The sequence below is a fragment of the Tsukamurella sp. USMM236 genome, assembly GCF_037148755.1.
Classification (GTDB): Bacteria; Actinomycetota; Actinomycetes; order Mycobacteriales; family Mycobacteriaceae; genus Tsukamurella.
In genome coordinates, this window is sequence record NZ_JBBCSS010000003.1 from 421,840 (window position 1) to 442,073 (window position 20,234).

Sequence of the window (20,234 nt, forward strand, 5' to 3'; positions counted from 1 at the left end):
CGCCGCGGCAGTACACGGCGGTGATGCCCGTAGAACTCGACTTTCGAAAGCGCGGGCTAGGACGAGTGCGCGACGCGGGCGATGAGCTCGGCCAGGGTTCGTTCCGACGCAGAGCCCTGCTGCGCCTGGTACGCCACGACCAGCTGCCCCGGTGCCGCCGCCACCTCCAAGGTCGACCACTCCAGCTCGACCACACCCAGGTCCGGGTGCGCGATCACCTTGCCGCCGTTCGTCTTCGCCTGCACTTCGCCGTCACCCCACAGCCGCGCGAAGTGCGGGCTCCGCACCGAGAGTTCGCCCACCAGTGCCATCAGCCGCGGGTGCGAGGGATTCGGGCCCGACAGCGCCCGAAGATTCCCGACCGACTCCCGAGCGACGGTGTCGAAATCGAGGAAGACCTCACGGGACCGCGGATCGAGGAACAAGGACCGCACCATGTTGTCCCCCACACGGAGTCCGATCCCGCAGTGCAGCTCCTCGCCGGCGGCGTTGGTGCCGATCAGGTCCAGGAGGGAATTGGTGACGATGGTCGGGTTCGGCCACGAGTCGAGGAGGCGTCGCACGACACCGGACATCTCGTCGACCACCTCGCCTCCCCGGCCGTCGGGGAGTTCGGCCAACTGCGCGAGATGCGCCGCAGCGTCGGGGTCGAGGTGGAGGACTTCCGCGAGCGCGGCGACCACGGCGGGCGACGGCCTACGGTCCCTGCCTCTTTCCAGCCGCACGAGGTACTCGACGCTGATCCCCGCCTGCGCGGCCACCTCCTCCCGTCGCAGCCCGGGGGTTCGACGCACCCCCATGGTGCGCAGCCCGAGCGTCGCCGGGTCGACGCGCTCGCGCCGGGCGCGTAGGAATTCGCCGAGGAGGTTCACGTCCACTCGTCCCACGCTACCCATCGGCCCAGGTCCAGCCAGGTAGTGCGGCTACCCCGCAGCGTCACGGCCTGTCGTGCCCCGCCCAGACGGGGCAGCGTCATGGGCATGACCTCGTTGACTGAACGCACAGCCCTCATCACCGGCGCCGGAAGCGGCATCGGTGCTGCCACCGCCGCCGCCCTTGGCGCGGCCGGAGCGCGAACGGCGGTGATCGGCCGCCGTGCCGACCGCCTCGCCGAGGTCGCCGCCGCGACCGGCGCCGCCCACGCTGCCGCGGACGTCACGGATCGCGCGGGATTCGCCGGCGCCGTCGACCAGCTCCGCGACCGCGTTGGCCGGTTCGACCTCGTCGTCGCCAACGCCGGCGCCATGCTTCCCGCGGCGTTCGACACCGCGGCCGAGGGCGACTGGGACCGCATGGTGTCCACCAACATCACAGGCCTGCTCACCACTGTCCGCGCGACGATCGATGACCTCGTCGCTGCGGCGGAGAGCGGACCCGCCGACCTGGTCCTGGTCGGTTCCATCGGCGCGCACATGGTGCTGCCGGGCTACTCCGTCTACAACGCGACAAAGGCCGCCGTCGCGCACCTGACGAACCACCTCCGCGCCGAGTTCGGCCCCCGCGGTGTCCGAGTCCGGGTCATCGAACCCGGCATGGTCGAGTCGGAGCTCGCGGCGGGCGTCACGGACCCGCACGCCGCCGTGGCCCTAAAGCGGTACGCCGTCGAGAACCCGCCGATTCCGGCGTCCGCGATCGGCGACGCCGTTGTCTGGAGTGCATCGCTGCCCTCCGCCGTCAACGTCGCCTCGATGATCGTCCTTCCGACCATGCAGGGGTGAGGCCGTGGTGAGCCCGCCTCACCCGGTTGGCAGAATCGATCCCAGCACCGTCCGTGATGAGAAAGGCGACGACGTGACCGCAGAGACCCTCCAGTTCCAGGCCGAGACCGATCAGCTGCTGTCGCTGATGATCCACTCCGTGTACTCGGAGAAGGACGTCTTCCTGCGCGAGCTGATCTCCAACGCCTCGGACGCCCTGGACAAGCTGCGGCTGGAGGCATACCGGGACAAGGACCTCGAGGCCGACGCCTCGGACCTGCACATCGAGCTGCGCACGGACCCCGAGGCGCACACGCTCACGATCTCCGACAACGGGATCGGCATGAGCCGCGCGGACGTCGTCGACCTCATCGGCACCCTCGCCAAGTCCGGCACCGGCGAGCTCCGGCGCAAGCTCGAGGCCGCGAAGCAGGCGAAGGAGCAGGGCGCCTCCGCGGAGCTCATCGGCCAGTTCGGCATCGGCTTCTACTCGGCGTTCATGGTCGCCGACCGCGTGACCCTGGTGACCCGCAGGGCGGGCGAGGACACAGCCACCCGGTGGGAATCCGAGGGGCACGGCACGTACACCGTCACCGACCTCACCGGCGACGACGTCCCCGCGGGCCACGGCACCACCATCACGCTGCACCTGCGCGCCGCCGACGGCGACGGCGACGAGAGCCTCCACGACTACACCTCCGAGCACGTGCTGCGCTCGGTCGTGCGCCGCTACAGCGACTTCATCGCCTTCCCGATCCGCCTGGCCCCCGCCCCGGTCGCCGAGGCCGACGACGCCGAGGCCGAAGACGCCGAGGCCGACGATGCCGAGGCGCCCGGCCCGGAGACCCTCAACTCCATGCAGGCGCTGTGGGCGCGCCCGAAGGAGGAGGTCTCCGACGAGGAGTACGCCGACTTCTACCGCCACGTCAGCCACGCCTTCGACGAGCCGCTGGAGACCATCTCGGTCCGCGCCGAGGGCACCTTCGAGTACCAGGCGCTGCTCTTCATCCCGACCATGCCGCCGTTCGACATGTTCTACCGCAACACCAAGTCCGGCCCCGCGCTGTACGTCAAGCGCGTCTTCATCATGGACCACTGCGAGGCCCTGCTGCCGCCGTACCTGCGGTTCGTCGCCGGTGTCGTGGACGCGCAGGACCTGTCGCTCAACGTCTCCCGCGAGATCCTGCAGAACGACCGGCACCTGGTCATGATCCGCAAGCGCCTCGTCAAGCGGGTCCTGCAGACGGTCACCGCGCTGCGCGAGAACGAGCGGGAGAAGTACGACACCTTCTGGTCGGCGTTCGGCGCGGTCTTCAAGGAGGGCTTGCTCGACGATCAGGACAACCGCGAAACCCTGCTCAAGGCATCGTCGTTCGAGTCGACGTTCAGCGAGACCGGTACCACCGGACTCGCCGACTACGTCGCCCGCATGCCCGAGGGGCAGGACGTCATCTACTACGCCGCCGGCGACTCCCGCGCCCGGCTGGAGTCCTCGCCGCACCTGGAGGCCTTCGCCGCCAAGGGCTTCGAGGTCCTGCTCCTCACCGATCAGGTCGACGAGCTGTGGACAACCGGCGCCGAGTTCGACGGTAAGCGGTTCGTCTCCGTCGCCAAGGGCGAGGCCGACCTCGGCGACGAGGCGCCGGAAGCGGAGGGCTTCGAGCAGCTGACGGAGTGGCTGGCGACGACTCTCGACGAGGACGTGGCCGGCGTGCGTCTCACGTCGCGCCTCACGACCTCGGCGGCCTGCCTGGTCGGCGGCGAGTTCGACCTCACCCCGCAGCTCGAGCAGATGTACCGGGCGAGCGGCCAGGAGGTGCCCCGCACGCGTCGCACACTGGAGCTGAATCCGGAGAACGAGCTCGTCAAGAGCCTGCGCGACCGGGTCGCCGCCGCGGAGGCGCCCGCCGAGGACGAGGCGCTCACCGATGCCGCCGAGATCCTCTACGGCACAGCCCTCCTCGCGGAGGGCGGCTCGGTCGCCGATCCCGCCGCCTTCGCCGCGGTCCTCGCTCGCCAGCTCGGCCGCAGCCTGGGCTGATGGACGGGGGCGGGTCGCTGCGCAGGTGTGCCGCCTTCAGCCCGGCGCAAGTATCGCGAAAGACGTTCCCGACACTCTGTACTCGACGCGCCGATCGGCGCCGAGGACGAAGGAGTGGATGTGGCGTTTCCAGCGGTGCCCGCGCAGGGGTGGATCCGTTTGATCTGCGTGCCGGGTGACTCGGCGAACGCGTTCATCAAGTACGAGCACGGCGTGAACGTCAGCGCCTTCGTCGACAGCGTCGCCCGGATGTCGAACTGGGGCGAGAGCTTCCTTCCCGTCACCCCTGGGGACCACGTACTCAGCGTTCAGTTGGGTGCCTTCGGGAGTTTCGGCGGCACTCCCGGCAGCGCGGTGCTCAACACGCAGTTCGGCACCGCGAGCATCCCGCTCAGGGTGGCCGCAGGACAGACGGTCACCGTCTTCACGCCGCCCCGAACGGTATCGGGACGCCCGGGCGCTTCAGCTTCACTCCGCCGCCCCCACCGCCGGTCAACGGCGTCAAGATCGCGCAGATCGCGATCCTGTCGCTCTGCGGCGCCTTCCTGCTCCTCATCATCGGCTTCTGTCTTCTCCTGCTCGTGGGTTCCTGATGGGCCCTGCCTGTGGCGGTAGCGGCGTACCGTCGGAGACATGGACTCAGCCGCTGCACGGGACCTGCTGATCGACGCGTTCGCCCGGATCCGCGAGCACGTGGAGGACGTCACCGAGGGACTCGACCCCGACATCGCGAACAGACGGATCGTGCCGGATGCCAACACGATCGCATGGCTCGTGTGGCACAGCGCCCGGGTGATCGACGCCCAGCTCGCGCCGATCGCCGGCGTCCCGGAGGTCTGGACCGCGAACGACTGGTACGGCCGGTTCGGCCTCGACCTGCCGCCGGAGTCGACGGGCTACGGCCACACCCGTGCCGAGGCGGCCGAGGTGCACGGCAGCGATGCGCTGCTCATCGGCTATTTCCGCGACGTCGATGCCATGGCGACCCGCTACCTCGACGGCGTCACGCCGGACGAGCTGGCCCGCGTGATCGACGCGGCCTGGGACCCGCCGGTCACCGTCGCGGTGCGGCTGGTGAGCATCGTCGACGACTGCGCCCAGCATCTCGGCGCCGCCGCGTATCTCAAGGGTGCGCTGCAGGATTGACGCCGAAGGCGCGCACCGCGTGCAGCGCCAGCTCGACGTACACGCGGCGCTCATCGATGGGATGCCCTAGTACCTGCTCCACCTGGCGGATCCGGTAGCGCACGGTGTTCGGGTGCAGCATCAGCGCCGCGCCGGCGGCGCGCGCGTCGCCCCCGGCGCCGAGGTAGGCGAGCGCCGTCTCGCGGAGCCGCGCCGCAGCGGCGGTGTCGGCGGCGAGGTCGCCCAGCTCGCGCTCCACCAGCGTCGACGGCCCGTCCGGCCCGGCGATGCCGTGCGCGAGGCAGGCGAGCTCCACGTCCCGATAGGCCACGACGCCGCGCCCCGTCCGCCGCGCGACGGTCAGCGCCGCCGCGGATTCCGCGTGGCTGCGGCGGAAGCCGTCGAGCCCGGGATGCGCGGTGCCGAGCGCGCAGCGCACCGTCGGCGGCAGGTCGAGAGCGCCGGGTACGCCCGATCCCGCGCTCCAGCAGCGCAGCGAGCGTGCGCCGGTCCGCTGCGCCAGGCGGTGCTCGCCGCGGACTTCCCGATGCACGGCCGTCGCGGCGCGCTCGAGGAGCCGCTGCACGTCGGCGTCGGCCACGGCCTCGTCCACCCACAGCGTGTAGGCGGTGTGCGCCGCCGCGACGGGGTAGTTCAGGGCGGCGGTAGCCTCGCCGGGATCGACGTCCTGCCCGGCCAGCACCGCGTCGACGGTGGCGGCCTGCCGCGCCAGGGCGCCCCGCTGCCACTGCTCGCGCTCGGCGACGAAGGTGCCGATCATCTCCTCGATCGAGGCGTCGAGCCACTTGGTCACACGCGGCCAGAAGTGCAGCAGCACCTGCGAGCGCACCTCGGCGTCGGCGATCTCGGCGGCGGCGCGCGCGGTGAACAGGTCCCACGCCGCGTTCTGCCCCACCCGGTACACCGCGAGCAGCACGCGCAGCTCGAAGCCGCGCCGCGCCATCGTCCGCGCGAGATCGTGCGTCTCCTCGCCGGGGCGCACGACGATGGATTCGCGGATGGCGTTGCCGAGGACGCCGCGCCAGTGCGCCCGAGTGCTGGCGTCCAGCTCGGCGCGCAGGAGCGGCTCGTCCATCTCCGGCAGCGCCGCGACGATCGCGTCGTCGACCTCGCCGACCATGGCGTCGAGGGCCTGCTCGTTCTCGCCCGCCCGCGCGAACTCCGCGAGCCACCCCCGGGCCGGCGGCGTCAGCCCCGCCACGACGGCCCGCTTTGTTCCGGCGGACAAATGTCGTCGCGAATCTTGCTCATGACGCCAAGACTATGACGTGCATCACAGTGAGTATTGGAACTCCCGAACAATGCCGCACACCCAGGGAGCACCGAGATGACCTTCGCCTTCGATCCTCGCCAGCGCGCCGCACTCACCGCCGTTGTCGACACCTTCGTCGCCTCCGTCCCCCGCGACGACGACCCGACCGACTTCTGGGCGATCAAGGGCAGCGACCTCCAGGTCGACGCCGCCGTGGAGGAGTACCTGCTCGGGCACATGTCCGACGAGCAGCTCGCCGGTCTGGCCGGACTGCTCGGTGCCGCCGCGGACGCCGGGCTGGCCGAGGGCGAACAGGACGCCCGTGAGGCGATCCTCGCGGGTCTGGCGGCGTCGGGGGCCGAGGCGGCGCTGGCGATCGCGAGCCTGTGCCAGCTGTCGACGATGATCGCTTACGGCCTCATGGACGAGCAGGGCCGCAACCCGCTGTGGGCGGGAATGGGCTACCCGGGACCGGTCTCCGCGCCGCCGGCGACACCCAAGACCATCACCACGATCACTCCCACCGGCGGTGAGGCTCTCGCCGCGGACGTGGTGATCGTCGGGAGCGGCAGCGGCGGTGGGGTCGCCGCGGCGATGCTGGCCCAGGCCGGTAAGCGGGTGATCGTGGTCGAGGGCGGAAGCTACCGCAACGAGGCGGATTTCGTGCAGAACGAGCTGTTCGCCTACCAGACGCTGTTCCTGCGCGGCGGCTTCTTCCCCTCCGCGGACGGCATGGTGATGCTGGCCGCGGGTGGCACCGTCGGCGGCGGCAGCACCGTGAACTGGTCCAACTCGCTCAGGACCCCGGAGACGGTCCGCAAGGAGTGGGCCGGCGCGGGTCTCGACGACGCCCTCGGCCCCGAGTTCGACGAGCACCTGGACGCGGTCTTCGCGCGGATGGGCTGCAACCAGGACGTCGCGCTGCAGAACGGCCCCCACGAGCGGCTGTCCGACGGCGCCGCCGGGCTCGGCTACTCCTACAAGAAGGTCGATCTCAACGTGAACCCCGATCGGTTCGACCCGGTGCGCAGCGCGTACAGCGGCATGGGCGACCAGACCGGAGCCAAGAACGGCGCCCTGCGCACCTTCCTGCAGGACGCGTCCGACGCGGGCGCCCGGCTGCTACCGAACACTCGCGTGCAGCGGATCACCACGGCCGACGGCACCGCCACCGGCGTCGATGCGACGTACACCGACCCGGCGACCGGCGTGCAGACCGCCGTCCGGATCGACGCGCCCACCGTCGTCGTCTCCGCCGGCAGCCTGGAATCGCCCGCGCTGCTGCTCCGCTCGGGGATCGGAGGCCCGGCCGTCGGCACGACGCTGCGGCTGCACCCCGCCACCCTGGTGAGCGGCATCTACGACGAGCCGCAGGACCCGTGGCACGGCCCGGCGATGGCGGGCGTGATGACCGAGTTCGCCGACGCCGATTCGGGTTACGGCTTCCTCGTCGAGTGTGTGCAGCACCTGTCGGGCCTCTTCACCAGCGTCGTCCCGTGGCTCGGCGGCGCCGCGCACAAGGAGCTCACGGCGCAGTACCGCAACCGCGCCGACTGGGTCGTGCTCGTCAAGGACCGCGGCGTCGGCTCGGTGACGATCGGCGAGGACGGCGAGGCCGTGCACGCCTACCCGTTCGACGACGAGCTGGACCGCAAGCACTTCCGCGAGGGCATCGCCGCCTCGATCCGGATGCAGGAGGCCGCCGGCGCGCGGCAGATCTACGTGGCCGGCCAGCGCTTCGCGCCGTGGACCCGCGGCGACGATCTCAACGCCTTCATCGCGCAGGTGAACGAGATTCCGATCGGACCCGGCGGCACCCCGGTGTTCAGCGCGCACCAGATGTGCAGCGCCCCGCTCGGCGCGGATCCCGTCACGTCCGTGGCGAATCCGTCGGGCGAGCTGCACGACACCCGCGGGGTCTGGATCGCCGACGCCAGTGGCATGCCCACCTGCTCCGGCGTGAACCCGATGATCACCACGATGGCGCTGGCGCGCCGCACCGCGACCAACCTCCTGGCCGCCGGCGCCTGATCTGCGTACCGAAACCGGCCCTCAGCTCGTCCTCGACGGAAATACTTCCGCGCGACCGAGCTGAGGGCCGGTTTCGGTGGCGTAGCGGCTACAGGTCGGCGACCTGCGGCAGCACCTCGGCGCCGATCCACTCGACGTGGTCGAGGTCGCTCTGGTCCAGCACCTGCAGGTACACCCGCGAGGCGCCGGCCTCGGCGAAGGTGCCCAGCTTGTCGACGATCTCGCCGGCCGAGCCGGTGAGCCCGTTCTCCCGCAGCTCGGGCAGCTCGCGGCCGATGGTCGCGGCCCGCCGCGCGACGGTCGCCTCGTCCGAACCGCCGCACACCACCTGCGCGGCGGACTTGATGATCGACTGCGGGTCCCGCCCCGCGGCGACGGCGGCGGCGTCGACCCGGGCCCACACCGCGGCGGCCTCGGCGACGGGCACGAAGGGCGTGTTGTACTCATCGGCGAAGCGCGCGGCCAGGGCGGCGCTGCGCTTCTTGCCGGCGCCGCCGAGCACGATCGGCACGTGCTTCTGCGCGGGCTTGGGCAGAGCGGGGGAGTCGGTGAGCGAGAAGTGCTCGCCGCGGAAGGTGTAGGGGCCCTGCGCCTCCCACAGGCCGGTCACGATCTCGAGGGTCTCCTCGAAGCGGTCGAAGCGCTCCTTCACGTCGGGGAAGGGGATCGCGTACGCGGCGTGCTCCTCCGCGAACCAACCGGCGCCCAGGCCCAGCTCGACGCGCCCGCCCGACATCTCGTCGACCTGCGCGACCGAAATCGCCAGCGGTCCGGGGAACCGGAACGTGGCGGAGGTGACCAGCGTGCCGAGGCGGATGGTGGAGGTCTCACGGCCGATCGCGCCGAGGGTGATCCACGAATCGGTGGGGCCGGGCGCCCCGTCGACGTTCATCGCCACGTAGTGATCCGACCGGAAGAAGGCCCCGAATCCGGTCTCCTCCGCGGTCCGCGCGACGGCGAGCTGGTCGGCGTAGGTGGCTCCCTGCTGGGGTTCGACGAAGATGCGTAGCTCCATGGAAGACCACTGTGCCACTAGAGCCGAGGGCGCGTGCGATCGAAGGGGGCCTGCACGAAGCGGATGTCGTGATGCCGTTCCAGGGAGCGCCGCTCGTACCGCGCGTCGAGCCGCCGTCCGTCGACGGTGCCGCACAGCCGCAGCCCGTCAGGCACTGTCGTGACCTGCAGATCGACGGGTGCGGCGCCGGCGCCCCGGCGCACGGTGAACCGGTCGCCGTCGGCCCGCAGCCCCCAGGCGGTGACCGCACCGTCGGGGGTCTGCGTGACCAGGCTGTCCTGCGCCGATCCCTTCGCCGGACGGTCCGCGGTGCCGCGCAGGGTGATCGCGATCGACGTCCAGACGGGGCCCGCATCGCCCGTGGCGAGGGCGGGCGCGCCGTCGATCGTGAGGGCCGTGGCCCGCCAGACCCCGTCGCGCGGGTCGCGCGGGGTGTTCATCGCGTCCACCCGCGCCAGGTTCCCGGCGACGGTGGCGGCGATGAGGACCACGGCGAGGACGGCGGCGGCCACGGTTCCGGTGCGCCGCGCGGGCGAGGCCGTGGCGGGGAGGACGGCGCGCAGCAGCGCGCGGCGGTACGGGAACACCAGGGCCAGTGCGATCACCAGGAGCTCGGCGGCGAGCAGCTTGACCGGGACGTCGTAGAACAGGTTGAGGAGAACGATCTGGGTGAGCGCGACGACCGAGAGCAGCGCCCCGGCGAGGCGGGTGCGGGGAACGATCAGCAGCAGGCCGGCGGTGAGCTCGATCGCGCCGGTGACCACCGTGTAGGGCGTCGAGGCGGCCATGTACCCCCAGAGCAGGGAGAAGGGCTCGGTATCGCCGACGGCCTGCAGCTGGTACGCGGGCAGGTTCATGTGGCCCATCTGCGCGGGGATCACCTTGGCCAGGCCGTAGAGCAGCATCGCGACCGCGAGCACGGCGCAGGCGATCGCGCGGAGCACGCGGGCGGCGCGGTCGACGCCCGCCGCTCCCCGCGTGCCGGACCGCACGGCGAGCGCGCCCCAGACGAGGCCCGCGACGATGCCGATGACCAGTGCGCCCGCGTGGAACTGCCAGGCCCAGGCGAGATCGCTGCCGGTGGCCACGTCGACGGGGGCTGGGTCGCTGCCGGTGACCAGGGCTCCGACGGTGCCGATCGCCCGCCAGACCGGTGTGAACACCGACGCCGCGGAGACCGCGGCGAAGATCTGGGAGAGGAGGACGGCGGCCGTGAACAGGACCAGGACGAGGCCGGCGACGGCGAGCGCGACGGTGCGGGCGACCGTGCCGGCGGGGGTGGGGGACTCTGCGCGGCTCATGGCACCACCGTACCGATCAAGCTTTGGTTACCCTAACCTCATCGATGAGTGGGGCGGGGTGCCGCGTCAGCGCCTTCATGTGCTTTGATAAGCCTGTCCTAAATATCCTGAGAAAGGGCTAGTTCATGGCCAAGCACGTGCGATACCTCGTCGCCATCCTGTGCGCCGTCGGCCTGGTCGCCGGCTGCGGGGGCGGTTCGACCGACTCCGGCACCGAGGCGTCCGCGACGCGCACCGTCAGCACGGTGAAGGGGGACATCACGATCCCCGTCAAGCCGAAGCGCGTCGTGCTGCTCAACTACAACCTCGCGGGCTACCTCTACGACCTGGGCCTCCCCGTGACCGCGATGGTCACCGAGTACACCGATCGTGATCCCGCGAAGGCCCAGCCCTTCGACGCCTGGAAGGACGACTTCACGAAGGCCGGCACCAAGTTCATGCACTGGCCCGCCGGTGGCTACGACATCGAGGCCATCGCGGCGGAGAAGCCCGACCTCATCGTCGGCGGCGGCCTCGGCTTCCCGTTCAAGCAGACGGGCGACGCCTACGACCGGCTCAAGGCCATCGCGCCGACGCTGGTGGTCGACAACAAGCTGGAGAGCTGGAACCAGCAGTTCGAGTTCCTGGCCAAGGCCTTCGACCAGCCGCAGGTCTACCAGGACGCCGTGAAGAAGTACGACGACCGCGTCGCGCAGGTCAAGGCCGGCATCACGCCGCCCCCCGGCCCCGTGGCCTTCCTGTCGATGACCGCGCAGGGCAAGGCCTACGGCCTGATCGAGAACCGCGGCGTCCCCGCCGAGTTCGCCAAGCTGGGCATCGAGGCCGCGCCGATCTTCGCGAGCGGCAAGTTCAAGCCGTACACCGCCGGTGGCGACTCCTACGAGATCACCCAAGAGGCGCTGCCCAGCACGGTGACGCAGCCCTCGGTCTTCATCGTCGGCTTCAGCGGCCAGACCTTCACCGCGGATTCGCTGCGTTCGCAGCCGGTCTACGCCTCGCTCCCGGCCTTCGCCGCGAACCGGGCCTTCGACCTGCCCTACTGGGTGCAGCGCCCCGACTTCGACAAGGCCATCGCCACGCTCGACGTCGTCGAGAAGATGTTCAAGAAGTAACGGCTCCACCCGCTCCACAACGCGAACAGCCGCGGCCCGGATATCACTTCCGGCCGCGGCTGTTCGCGTTCCCACTCCCGAGGTCAGTCCGGGAGCACCTGCACCATCGCCTCCTGGGTCACCGTGGCCACCAGCTCGCCGCCGGCGTAGAAGTGCCCGGTGGACAGGCCCCGGCCGCTGCGGGCGACGGGGGAGTCCACGACCAGCAGGTGGAACTCGTCGAACCGGGTGTGCCGGTGGAACCACAGCGACTGGTTCAGCGTCGCCGCGCCGACCCGGTCGTAGCCCCACGCCAGGCCGTGCCGGGCGATGATCGGGTCCTGCACCGTGAGGTCGGACGCCCACGCCAGGGCGGCGTCGTGCAGCACCTGATCGTCGGGCAGCGCACCGTCGGCGCGCATCCACACCAGGTTCCGGCTGTCGGCGCCGTCGGCGTCCCGCTTGTCCCACACCGGCTCCGACGCGAACCGCATCTCGATCGGGTGGGACGCGTCGACGAGGGCGCGCAGCCGCGACTCGTGCCCGGCGAACAGCTCCTCCATCGTGGGCAGGGCCAGCGGGTCGCCGGCCGCCGGCGCGGCCTCGGTGTGCTCCAGCGGGTTCGAGGCGTCCGCCTGGTAGGCGAGCGTCATGACCGCCAGGATCCGCCCGTCCTGTTCGACGGTGACCTGCCGGTTCGCGGCGGTCCGGCCGTCCCGCAGGCGGGTCACCCGGTAGGTGAGATCCTCCGTGACCGTGCCGAGTTCGACGAAGTGGGTGTGCGCCGCGTGCAGCGGCAGGGCCGCGGCGCAGAGCGTCGTTGCCGAGGCCACGATCGCCTGCGCCAGGATCTGGCCGCCGAAGGTGTGCACGCCGACCTTCGCGGGATGCCGCCCGGTGAAGACGTCCGGAGCGTCGGTCCCGCCGAGCCGCAGCACGTCGAGGAACTGCTCGAAATCGCTGCCCGCCGGGGCGTCCGGCGCCGCGGATTCCACCGCACGCGCGGCGATCCCGGCGATCGAGCGGCCCTCCAGCACGTCGCGCGCGCTGAGCTCGAAGCCGAGGCGACGCGCCCGGGAGACCACCTGCAGGGAGACGAGGGAGTCGCCGCCCAGCTCGGTGAAGTCGTCCGACAGCCGCACCTCCTCGGTGTCCAGCAGCTCGCGGAAGACGGCGAGGAGCGCCGCCTCGGCCGCGGTCGCGGGCTCCCGGTCGGGGCCGGTGTCGGCCCGGGCCGCGGGCTCCGGGAGGGCGTCCCGATCCAGCTTGCCGGTGGGGCCCAGGGGGAGCCGGTCCAGAACGACGTAGGCCGCGGGGACCATGTGCGCGGGGAGTTCCGCGCCCAGCGCGGTGCGGATCGCCTCGGGATCGGGGTGCGCGCCGTCGTTGCGGACCAGGTAGCCGACGAGCCGGTCGCCGCGGACGAGCACGGCCGCGGCGCGCACGCCGGGCTGCTGCGCGAGGGCGGTCTCGATCTCGCCCAGCTCGATCCGCAGGCCGCGGATCTTCACCTGGTGGTCGGCGCGGCCGTGGAAGGAGAGATTGCCGTCCTCCCGCCACGCCACCAGGTCGCCCGTGCGGTACATCCGGGATCCGGGCTCCCCGAACGGGTTCGCCACGAAGGTCGCCGCGGTGAGGTCCGGGCGGTGCAGGTAGCCCTGGGCCAACGAGTCGCCCGCGAGGTACAGCTCGCCGAGCACGCCCGTCCCCACTGGGTTGAGCCCCTCGTCGAGCACGTAGCAGGGCAGGTTCGGGTCGGGCCGGCCGATGGGCAGGGGGCCCGGGTCGTCGGGCTCGTACCGCCAGGTGACGGCGTTGATCGTCGCCTCGGTCGGGCCGTAGCAGTTGAACAGGGCGCGCCGGCCCCGCCCCCAGTGGTCAGCGAGTTCCGGGTCGAGGCGCTCGGCGCCCACCATGAAGATCACCGACGGGTCGACCTCGGCGTGGTCCGGCATCGCCGCCAGGAAGGAGGGCAGCAGGTTGATCACCGAGACCCGTTGCCGCTCGATGTACTCCAGCAGTTCGTCGCCGGGAACGCGCACGGCGTCGGGCGCGATCACGGAGGTGGCGCCCGCCATCAGCGGGCCGAGGACCTGCAGCACGGAGATGTCGAAGCTGGGCGAACCGGTCTGCAGCACCCGCTCATCGGCGCGGAATCCTAGCGCCTCCATCACGAAGGCCATCAGATCGGGCAGGCCGCGGTGGCTCACCGCGACGCCCTTCGGCCGGCCGGTGGTTCCGGAGGTATAGATGATGTACGCCAGGGCGTCCGGCGTGAGGCCCTCCCGCGCGTGCGCCGGATCGGTCGCCTCGCCGGCGACGTCCCACGGGTCCACCGCGCGCACGGGCACCCCGCCGGGCACGGAGGCCGTGGTCGCCTCCGGGATCGCGCCGCACGTCAGCACGGCCGACGGTGCCGCGTCCTCCAGGAGGAACTGCAGCCGCGCTGCGGGATACGAAGGATCGAGCGGCAGGTACACCGCGCCCGCCTTGAGCACGCCGAAGACCGCGACGTACCAGGGCAGTCCGCGCTCGGCGAAGACCGCCACCACGTCCTGCTGCCGCACCCCGTCGGCCAGCAGGCGGTGGGCGATCCGGTTCGCGGCCTCGTCCAGCTCGCGGTAGGTCAGCTGCTCGTCGTCGCAGACCACGGCGGGGTGGTCGGGCGTCGCGGCGACGTGCGCGCCGAACTCCTCGAGCAGCGGCCCGTACGCGCCGCGCAGGGGCACGTCGCCCAGCGCCAGCATCGCGGCCCGCTCGTCGGCCGGCAGTGTGCCGATCGCCCCGACCGGGGTGTCCGGCGCGGCGACCACGGCGCGCAGCACCGCGGTGAGCCACCGGCCGTAGGCGCGCACGGTGTCCTCGGCGAGCACGTCGGTGCGGTAGCCCAGGCCCAGCGTGAGGCGCTCGCCGGGGAGGACGACCACGGTGAGCGGATAGTGGGTGGCGTCCGTGATGTCGACGCCCGTGAGGTCGAGGCCGGGCTCGACCGGCTGCACGCTGCGGTCGGAGAGCGGGAAGTTCTCGGTGACGACCATCGTGTCGAAGAGATCGCCGAGCCCTGCGGCGCGGGTGATCTCGACGAGGCCGAGGTGATGGTGGTCGGAGAGCGCGAGGGCGCGGCGGTGCACGTCGGCGAGGACCTCGCCGACCGGCTGCTCCGGCGTGGCCCGCACGCGGATCGCGATGGACTCGCCGAGCTGCCCGACCATCGTGCCCACGTCGGGCACCTCCACCGGGCGGCCCGAGACGGGGCAGCCGAAGACCACGTCGCGGCGGCCGGTCAGCCGGCCCAAGAGCAGTCCCCACGCGGTGTGCAGCACGCTGGTCAGCGTGACGCCGCGGGTGCGCGCCAGCTCGGCGAGGCCGCGGGTCAGGTCGTCGTCGAGCTCGACGAGGATGCGCTCCGGCGCGGCGTCGGCGGCACCGGAACCGGTGGGCGCCAGCAGCGTCGGCGCCTCCAGGCCGGCCATCTCGTCGGCCCACGCCGCGCGGGCGGCGGGGACGTCCCGGTCCGCGCGCCAGCGGTAATAGCCGTCGAGTGGCGCCGACGCCGGTGCGGCCGGGCCGCCGCCCAGCTCCGCGTAGATCGCGAGCAGGGTGCGGCCCGCGATCGGCATGGACCAGCCGTCGAGTAGCGAGTGGTGATTGGTGAGCGCCAGCCGGTGCCGGTCGGGGCCGGTGCGGCACAGCAGGAACCGGATGAGCGGCGCCGTCGACGGGTCGAAGCGGCGGGCCTGCTCGGCCGCGGCGACCGCGGCGAACGCCGCCGCCGGATCCTCGCGGTCCGCGACGTCGACGAACGTGAAGTCGGGGCGCACCGTCTCCGGGATCACCTGCACCACGTCCGACGAGGCGGTGTAGCCCAGCCGGGTGCGCAGCGAGGGCACTCGGCGCAGCAGTTCCGCCGCCGCGGCCGCCATCCGGTCGGGGTCGACGGGGCCGTCGAGGTACGTCGCGGCCTGCACCGTGTAGACGTCGGGCTCGCCCTCGGCCAACACCTGCGAGTGGTACGCGAGACCCACCTGCAGCGCGGTCGCCGGCAGCACGTCGGCGATCGGGCCGTCCTGCTCCAGGTGATCGATGTCGGCCTGGTCCAGCGTCACCAGCGGCAGGTCCGACGGGGTGAGACCGCCACCGTCGGGCCCGATCCGCGCGGCGTGCGCGGCGAGCGCGCCCACGGCCTCGGCCCAGCAGGCCTGCAGCTCGGCGACCGCGGCGGCGTCCAGCACGCCGCCCGCGGCGGTCCACTCGACGGTGAGCCCGTCGGCGCCGTCGAAGCAGTTGATGGCGAGCACCTGCTCGAGCGCTTTCGTGGCCGGGTCGAGCACCGCGAACGGGGTGTCGCCGGGGAGCCGCCAGCCGTCGTCGGGCGCGGCGAACCGGCCGAGGTAGTTGAAGACCACGTCCGGCGCGGCGCCCAGCGGCCCCGCCTCGGAGTCCAAGTGCCGGAGGACGCCGTAGCCGATGCCCTGCCCGGGCACGCCGCGGCGGGCCTCCTTGACGGCGCGGACGAGCCGCCCGGCCGCGGCGCCGCCCGCGAGGGCGTCGTCGAGCTCCGCGTCGTCGAGCGGGACGGGAAGGCGGACGGAGTGTTCCACGGTGAACCAGCCCACGGTCCGGGCGAGATCCGCGGAGCGCAGCACCTGCTCGCGGCCGTGCCCCTCGACGGTGACCGCCGCGGCCGCGCGCGGGGCGAGCCCGGCGCGGCGGCGCCGCAGTCGGAGCGCCAGGGCGAGGGCCGCCAGGAGCGTCTCCTCGGCATTGGCGCGGTACGCCCGTGCCAGCCCGGAGGTCACCGGCTCGGCGAGGGGCGCGGGGGTCCGGGTTCGGGTGACCGCCGCGGTGGCGACGCGGTCGACGGCCGGGTCGAGCAGCCGCCCGCCGAGCCGTTCGGCGTCGTCCAGCGTCGCCCGCCACAGGTCGACTTCGCCTCGGTACGTGCCGCTCTCGCCCTGTTCGGCGAGGGCCAGGGCGTGCGCGCGCCAGGGCGTCGCCTCGGCGCGGACGGCGGGCGCGCGGCCCGCGGCCGCGTCCCGGTGCGCCTGCGGGAGGTCCTGCAGCAGCACCCGCCAGGAGACGCCGTCGACGGCGAGGTGGTGGATCACCAGGACCAGCCGGTCCGGGGTGTCGTCACCGCGCACGATCCGCGCGCGCAGCACGGCACCGGCGGCGGGGTCGAGTTCGGCGGCGAGCTCGGCCGCCGCGGAGTCGACGGTGCCGTCGCCCGCGGTGACCTCGACGGGCGGGGCCGCCTCGTCGATCGTGAGCATCGATGGGCCCGAGAGACGCAGCCGCAGTGCGGGATGCGCCGCGACGACGGCCTGCAGTGCCGTCCGGACCGTCTCGAGCGTGGCTCCGACGGGCAGCTCGGGGGCGATCCACTGCGCGTAGCCAGCGATGTCTCGCGAGTCCGGGTTGAGATCCAGCAGTGCGGCGACGATCGGCGGCGCGGGGAATTCGCCCTCGGCGGGGACGACGGGGCCCTCGTCCAGCGCGGCGGTCTCGGCGGCGCCGGCGGCCAGCGTCGCGAAGCTGCTGCCGGAGAGGAAGTCCCGCGGTCGCACGTCGAGCCCCTGGGTCCGGAGCTCACTGCACACCGTGATGGCGCTGATGCTGTCGCCGCCCAGGCTGAAGAAGTCGTCGTCGACGCTCACCTCGGGGACGTCGAAGGCGGCCGCGACCACCGCGCAGAGCAGCCGCTCGCGGTCGGTGCGGGGCGCCCGGCCGGCGGTCTGCACGGCGGGCGCGGGCAGGGCGGCGCGGTCGAGCTTGCCGTTGATCGTCACCGGCAGCTCGTCCAGCACGACCACGGCGGAGGGCACCATGTGGTCGGGCACGGCCTCGCCGAGTGCGGCGCGGACGCCGTCGGCGGTCACCGAGCCGGTCACGTAGCCGACGAGGCGGTCTCGGCCGGCGTCGGTGCGGACCACGGCGGCGGCGCTGGTCACTCCGGACACGGCGGCCAGAGCGGTCTCGACCTCGGCCAGTTCGATCCGGTAGCCGCGGATCTTCACCTGGCCGTCGCCGCGTCCCAGGTATTCGTAGCCACCGTCCCCAGCCCACCGCACGCGGTCGCCGGTGCGGTACATGCGGGAGCCGGGTTCGCCGAAGGGGTCCGCGACGAACCGCTCGGCGGTCGCCGCGGGCAGGTTCAGGTAGCCGCGTGCCAGGTGCGGTCCGGCGAGGTACAGCTCGCCGATCTCTCCGTCCCGGACCGGTTGCAGCGCACCGTCGAGCGCGTAGGCGGCGGTGCCGGGCACGGCGCGCCCGATGACGGGGGTCTCCCCGGCCACGACCGCGGTGGTGGCGTCCACGGCGGCCTCGGTGGGCCCGTAGACGTTCACCGCGGGCACGCCGGCGGCCGCGATCCGGCGCCACAGCGCGGGCCCGGTCGCCTCGCCGCCCAGGATCAGCAGCGACGGCCGGTGTTCGCCGTCGAGCAGCCCGCCGTCGATGAGCGGCGCCGCCATCGACGGGGTGGTGTCCACGACGTCGATGCGGTCGGCGCGGTACGCGGCCAGCAGGGCGTCGGCGTCGCGGGCGGTCTCGGTCGAGTACAGGTGCAGCGCGTGGCCGCTGAGCAGCCACAGCAACTGGTCGAGGGAGGCGTCGAAGGAGAACGAATAGGTGTGCGCGCAGCGCAGGCGGCGCTCGGCGTCGCGGGCCGTCGCCAGATCGGCCAGCGTCGCGCGGTGGTGTCGCAGCAGGCTCGTGAGCCCGCCGGTGCGAGCCGCGACGCCCTTCGGCCGACCGGTGGAGCCGGACGTGTGGATGACGTAGGCGAGGTGGTCCGGGTCCCGCGGCGCGGCGAGCTCCGACTCGCTGAGCGGGGCGCCGGACAGCTCGTCGAGCCGCGCGCCGATCGCCGGATCGTCGAGCCGAAGCTGCGGGATCCCCTCGGGCGCAGCGGAACCAGTGACGCCGACCAGGAGTACGGGCCGCGAGTCCGCGACCAGCTCGGCGTGCCGGGCGGCGGGGTGCGCCGGGTCGAGGTACTGGTAGGCGGCGCCCGCGTCGAGGACCGCGAGGATCGCCACCACCAGGTCGACGCCGCGCGGCAACGCCAGGGCGACCACGTCGTCGGCACCCGCGCCCTCCGCGCGGAGCAGGCGGGCCGTGCGGTGCACCCGATCGGCGAGCTCGCCGAAGGTGAGCCGGTCGTCGCCGTGGACGAGGGCGAGGGCAGCGGGATCGCGGCGGGCCTGCGCCTCCAGCGCGGCCGGGACGTCCTGGACGGGGTGCGCGGATTCCGGTGTGCGGGAGCGCTCGATCAGCGTCTCGCGCAGGCCGGCGGGGAGCAGCTCCACTTCGCCGAGCGCGGGCGCGGCGGGGGAGGCGAGCTCGGTGATGAGCGTGACGACGGCGTCGAGCCGGCCCTCTACCTGCTGGTGCGTCGCGGAACGCGCGTCGACCTCGAAGCCCACCAGGAGCCCACCGTTGCCGGTGGGGATGACGCTCAGCCCGTAGTCCTCCGGGGGGCCGCCCGCCACGTTGCGCATCGTGCCGGCCGAGCCGGCGAAGTCGAGGGTGAGGTCGAAGGCCTTGAGGTTGATGCCCCGTCCGTGCAGCAGCGCCCCGACGGTGGGGGAGCCCAGGTCGCGGGGGAGGTCCTCGCCGCGGTAGCGCTGGTGGGCGCGCATGCGCCGCATGGTCTCCGCGACGCGGGCGCTGAGGTCGGCCAACCGGTCGTCGGCGCGCACCGGCAGGCGCAGGGGCAGCACGTTCACCGCCATCGCGGGGGTGCGCAGGGCGACCCCGCCGCTGCGGCACATGAGCGGCATCGCGAAGACCACGTCGGACTCGCCGAGCGAGCGGTGCAGGAAGGCGGCGTAGCAGGCGATGAGGGCCTCGCCCCAGGTGGTGCCGGATTCGTCGGCGACCCGGCGCAGGGCGTCGAAGATCTCGGGGGACAGCTCCGTGCGGGCGGTGAGTACCTCGCTCGCCGGGCCGTCGAAGCCGGGGCGCTCCGGCGGTTCGGGCAGCGGGGTGAGCTCGTCGCGCCAGTAGGCGCGGTCGGCCTCGTGCCGCTCGCTCGCGCGGTACTCCTGATCGGCCGCGACGAACTCGGCGAAGGAGCCGAACGGGGACTTCGGCGGCTCCGCCCCGCCGATGAGCGCCGTGTAGTGCGCGGCGACACGGCGGGAGAGCATCGCGGCGGAGTAGCCGTCGAAGACGAGGTGGTGCCCGAGCTGGGTGTACCAGACCTCGGTGTCCGACAGGCGCAGGATGCGGAAGGCGAAGAGGTCGCGGTCGGTCATCGCCGTGCAGTGCGCCGCCAGTCGCGCGCGCTCCGCGGCCACGGCGGCCTCGGCCGCGGCCCGCGGGTCGGGCTCGCCGCGCAGGTCCACCACGATCGGCTCGGAAACGGTACCGTCGTCGATCCACTGCCGCGGGCCGTCCTCGGTCTCGACCACCCGCAGGCGGAGGCTGCCGGCCTCCGCGACGGTGCGCGTGATCGCGGTGCGCAGGGCGCCGAGGTCGACCGCGCGGTCGCCGACGATCTCCAGCACGTCGCCCACCACGTAGTACGGCGAGTCCAGTTCCAGCCGTTGCGCGTTCCAGATCCCGTGCTGGGCCGCGGTGAGCGGCAGCAGGATCGGTGCGTCGGTGCCGGCCGATGCCGGGGAGGGGGCGGCCTCTGCGAGGGTCACGTCGGG

11 protein-coding genes are annotated in these 20,234 nt (G+C 72.8%); 5 read left to right on the forward strand and 6 right to left on the reverse strand.

What is annotated here, in order from left to right; translation table 11 throughout:
* Positions 1-56: 56 nt before the first annotated feature.
* Positions 57-878, reverse strand: a complete 822-nt coding sequence (locus WFK95_RS13125) for a helix-turn-helix transcriptional regulator (protein WP_336670974.1) — start codon at positions 876-878, stop codon at positions 57-59.
* A 102-nt stretch (positions 879-980) separates the two neighbouring features.
* Here WFK95_RS13125 and WFK95_RS13130 point away from each other — a divergent pair, with 102 nt between their 5' ends.
* A complete protein-coding gene (locus WFK95_RS13130; protein ID WP_336670975.1) occupies positions 981-1,718 on the forward strand; it encodes an SDR family oxidoreductase in 738 nt (245 codons plus the stop codon).
* 73 nt (positions 1,719-1,791) lie between these two features.
* A complete protein-coding gene (gene htpG, locus WFK95_RS13135; RefSeq protein WP_336670976.1) occupies positions 1,792-3,738 on the forward strand; it encodes a molecular chaperone HtpG in 1,947 nt (648 codons plus the stop codon).
* 308 nt (positions 3,739-4,046) lie between these two features.
* Here htpG and WFK95_RS13140 read toward each other — a convergent pair whose 3' ends face one another.
* Complete coding sequence (locus tag WFK95_RS13140; RefSeq protein WP_336670977.1) at positions 4,047-4,373, reverse strand: hypothetical protein; 327 nt, start codon at positions 4,371-4,373, stop codon at positions 4,047-4,049.
* Between WFK95_RS13140 and WFK95_RS13145 the strand changes: the two genes are divergently transcribed.
* On the forward strand, positions 4,372-4,884 hold the full coding sequence (locus WFK95_RS13145; RefSeq protein WP_336670978.1) for a mycothiol transferase: 513 nt from the start codon (positions 4,372-4,374) through the stop codon (positions 4,882-4,884). The two genes, WFK95_RS13140 and WFK95_RS13145, sit on opposite strands and share 2 nt — an antisense overlap.
* Here the strand turns inward: WFK95_RS13145 and WFK95_RS13150 are convergent.
* A complete protein-coding gene (locus WFK95_RS13150) occupies positions 4,862-6,085 on the reverse strand; it encodes a PucR family transcriptional regulator (protein ID WP_224645232.1) in 1,224 nt (407 codons plus the stop codon). The genes WFK95_RS13145 and WFK95_RS13150 overlap by 23 nt on opposite strands.
* A gap of 126 nt (positions 6,086-6,211) precedes the next feature.
* Here WFK95_RS13150 and WFK95_RS13155 point away from each other — a divergent pair, with 126 nt between their 5' ends.
* Positions 6,212-8,167, forward strand: a complete 1,956-nt coding sequence (locus tag WFK95_RS13155) for a GMC family oxidoreductase N-terminal domain-containing protein (protein WP_336670979.1) — start codon at positions 6,212-6,214, stop codon at positions 8,165-8,167.
* A gap of 88 nt (positions 8,168-8,255) precedes the next feature.
* Here the strand turns inward: WFK95_RS13155 and WFK95_RS13160 are convergent, their stop codons facing one another.
* Both WFK95_RS13160 and WFK95_RS13165 read right to left on the reverse strand, forming a co-directional pair.
* Entirely contained in the window at positions 8,256-9,182 is a 927-nt protein-coding gene (locus tag WFK95_RS13160) for an LLM class F420-dependent oxidoreductase (RefSeq protein ID WP_224645230.1), read from the reverse strand.
* A 17-nt stretch (positions 9,183-9,199) separates the two neighbouring features.
* A complete protein-coding gene (locus tag WFK95_RS13165) occupies positions 9,200-10,483 on the reverse strand; it encodes a hypothetical protein (RefSeq protein ID WP_336670980.1) in 1,284 nt (427 codons plus the stop codon).
* Positions 10,484-10,608: 125 nt separating this feature from the next.
* Between WFK95_RS13165 and WFK95_RS13170 the strand changes: the two genes are divergently transcribed.
* Positions 10,609-11,595 carry a Fe2+-enterobactin ABC transporter substrate-binding protein gene (locus WFK95_RS13170; RefSeq protein ID WP_336670981.1) on the forward strand — a complete coding sequence of 329 codons (987 nt, stop codon included), beginning with the start codon at positions 10,609-10,611 and terminating at the stop codon, positions 11,593-11,595.
* A gap of 83 nt (positions 11,596-11,678) precedes the next feature.
* Here WFK95_RS13170 and WFK95_RS13175 read toward each other — a convergent pair whose 3' ends face one another.
* On the reverse strand, positions 11,679-20,228 hold the full coding sequence (locus tag WFK95_RS13175; RefSeq protein ID WP_336670982.1) for an amino acid adenylation domain-containing protein: 8,550 nt from the start codon (positions 20,226-20,228) through the stop codon (positions 11,679-11,681).
* Between the last annotated feature and the right edge of the window lie 6 nt (positions 20,229-20,234).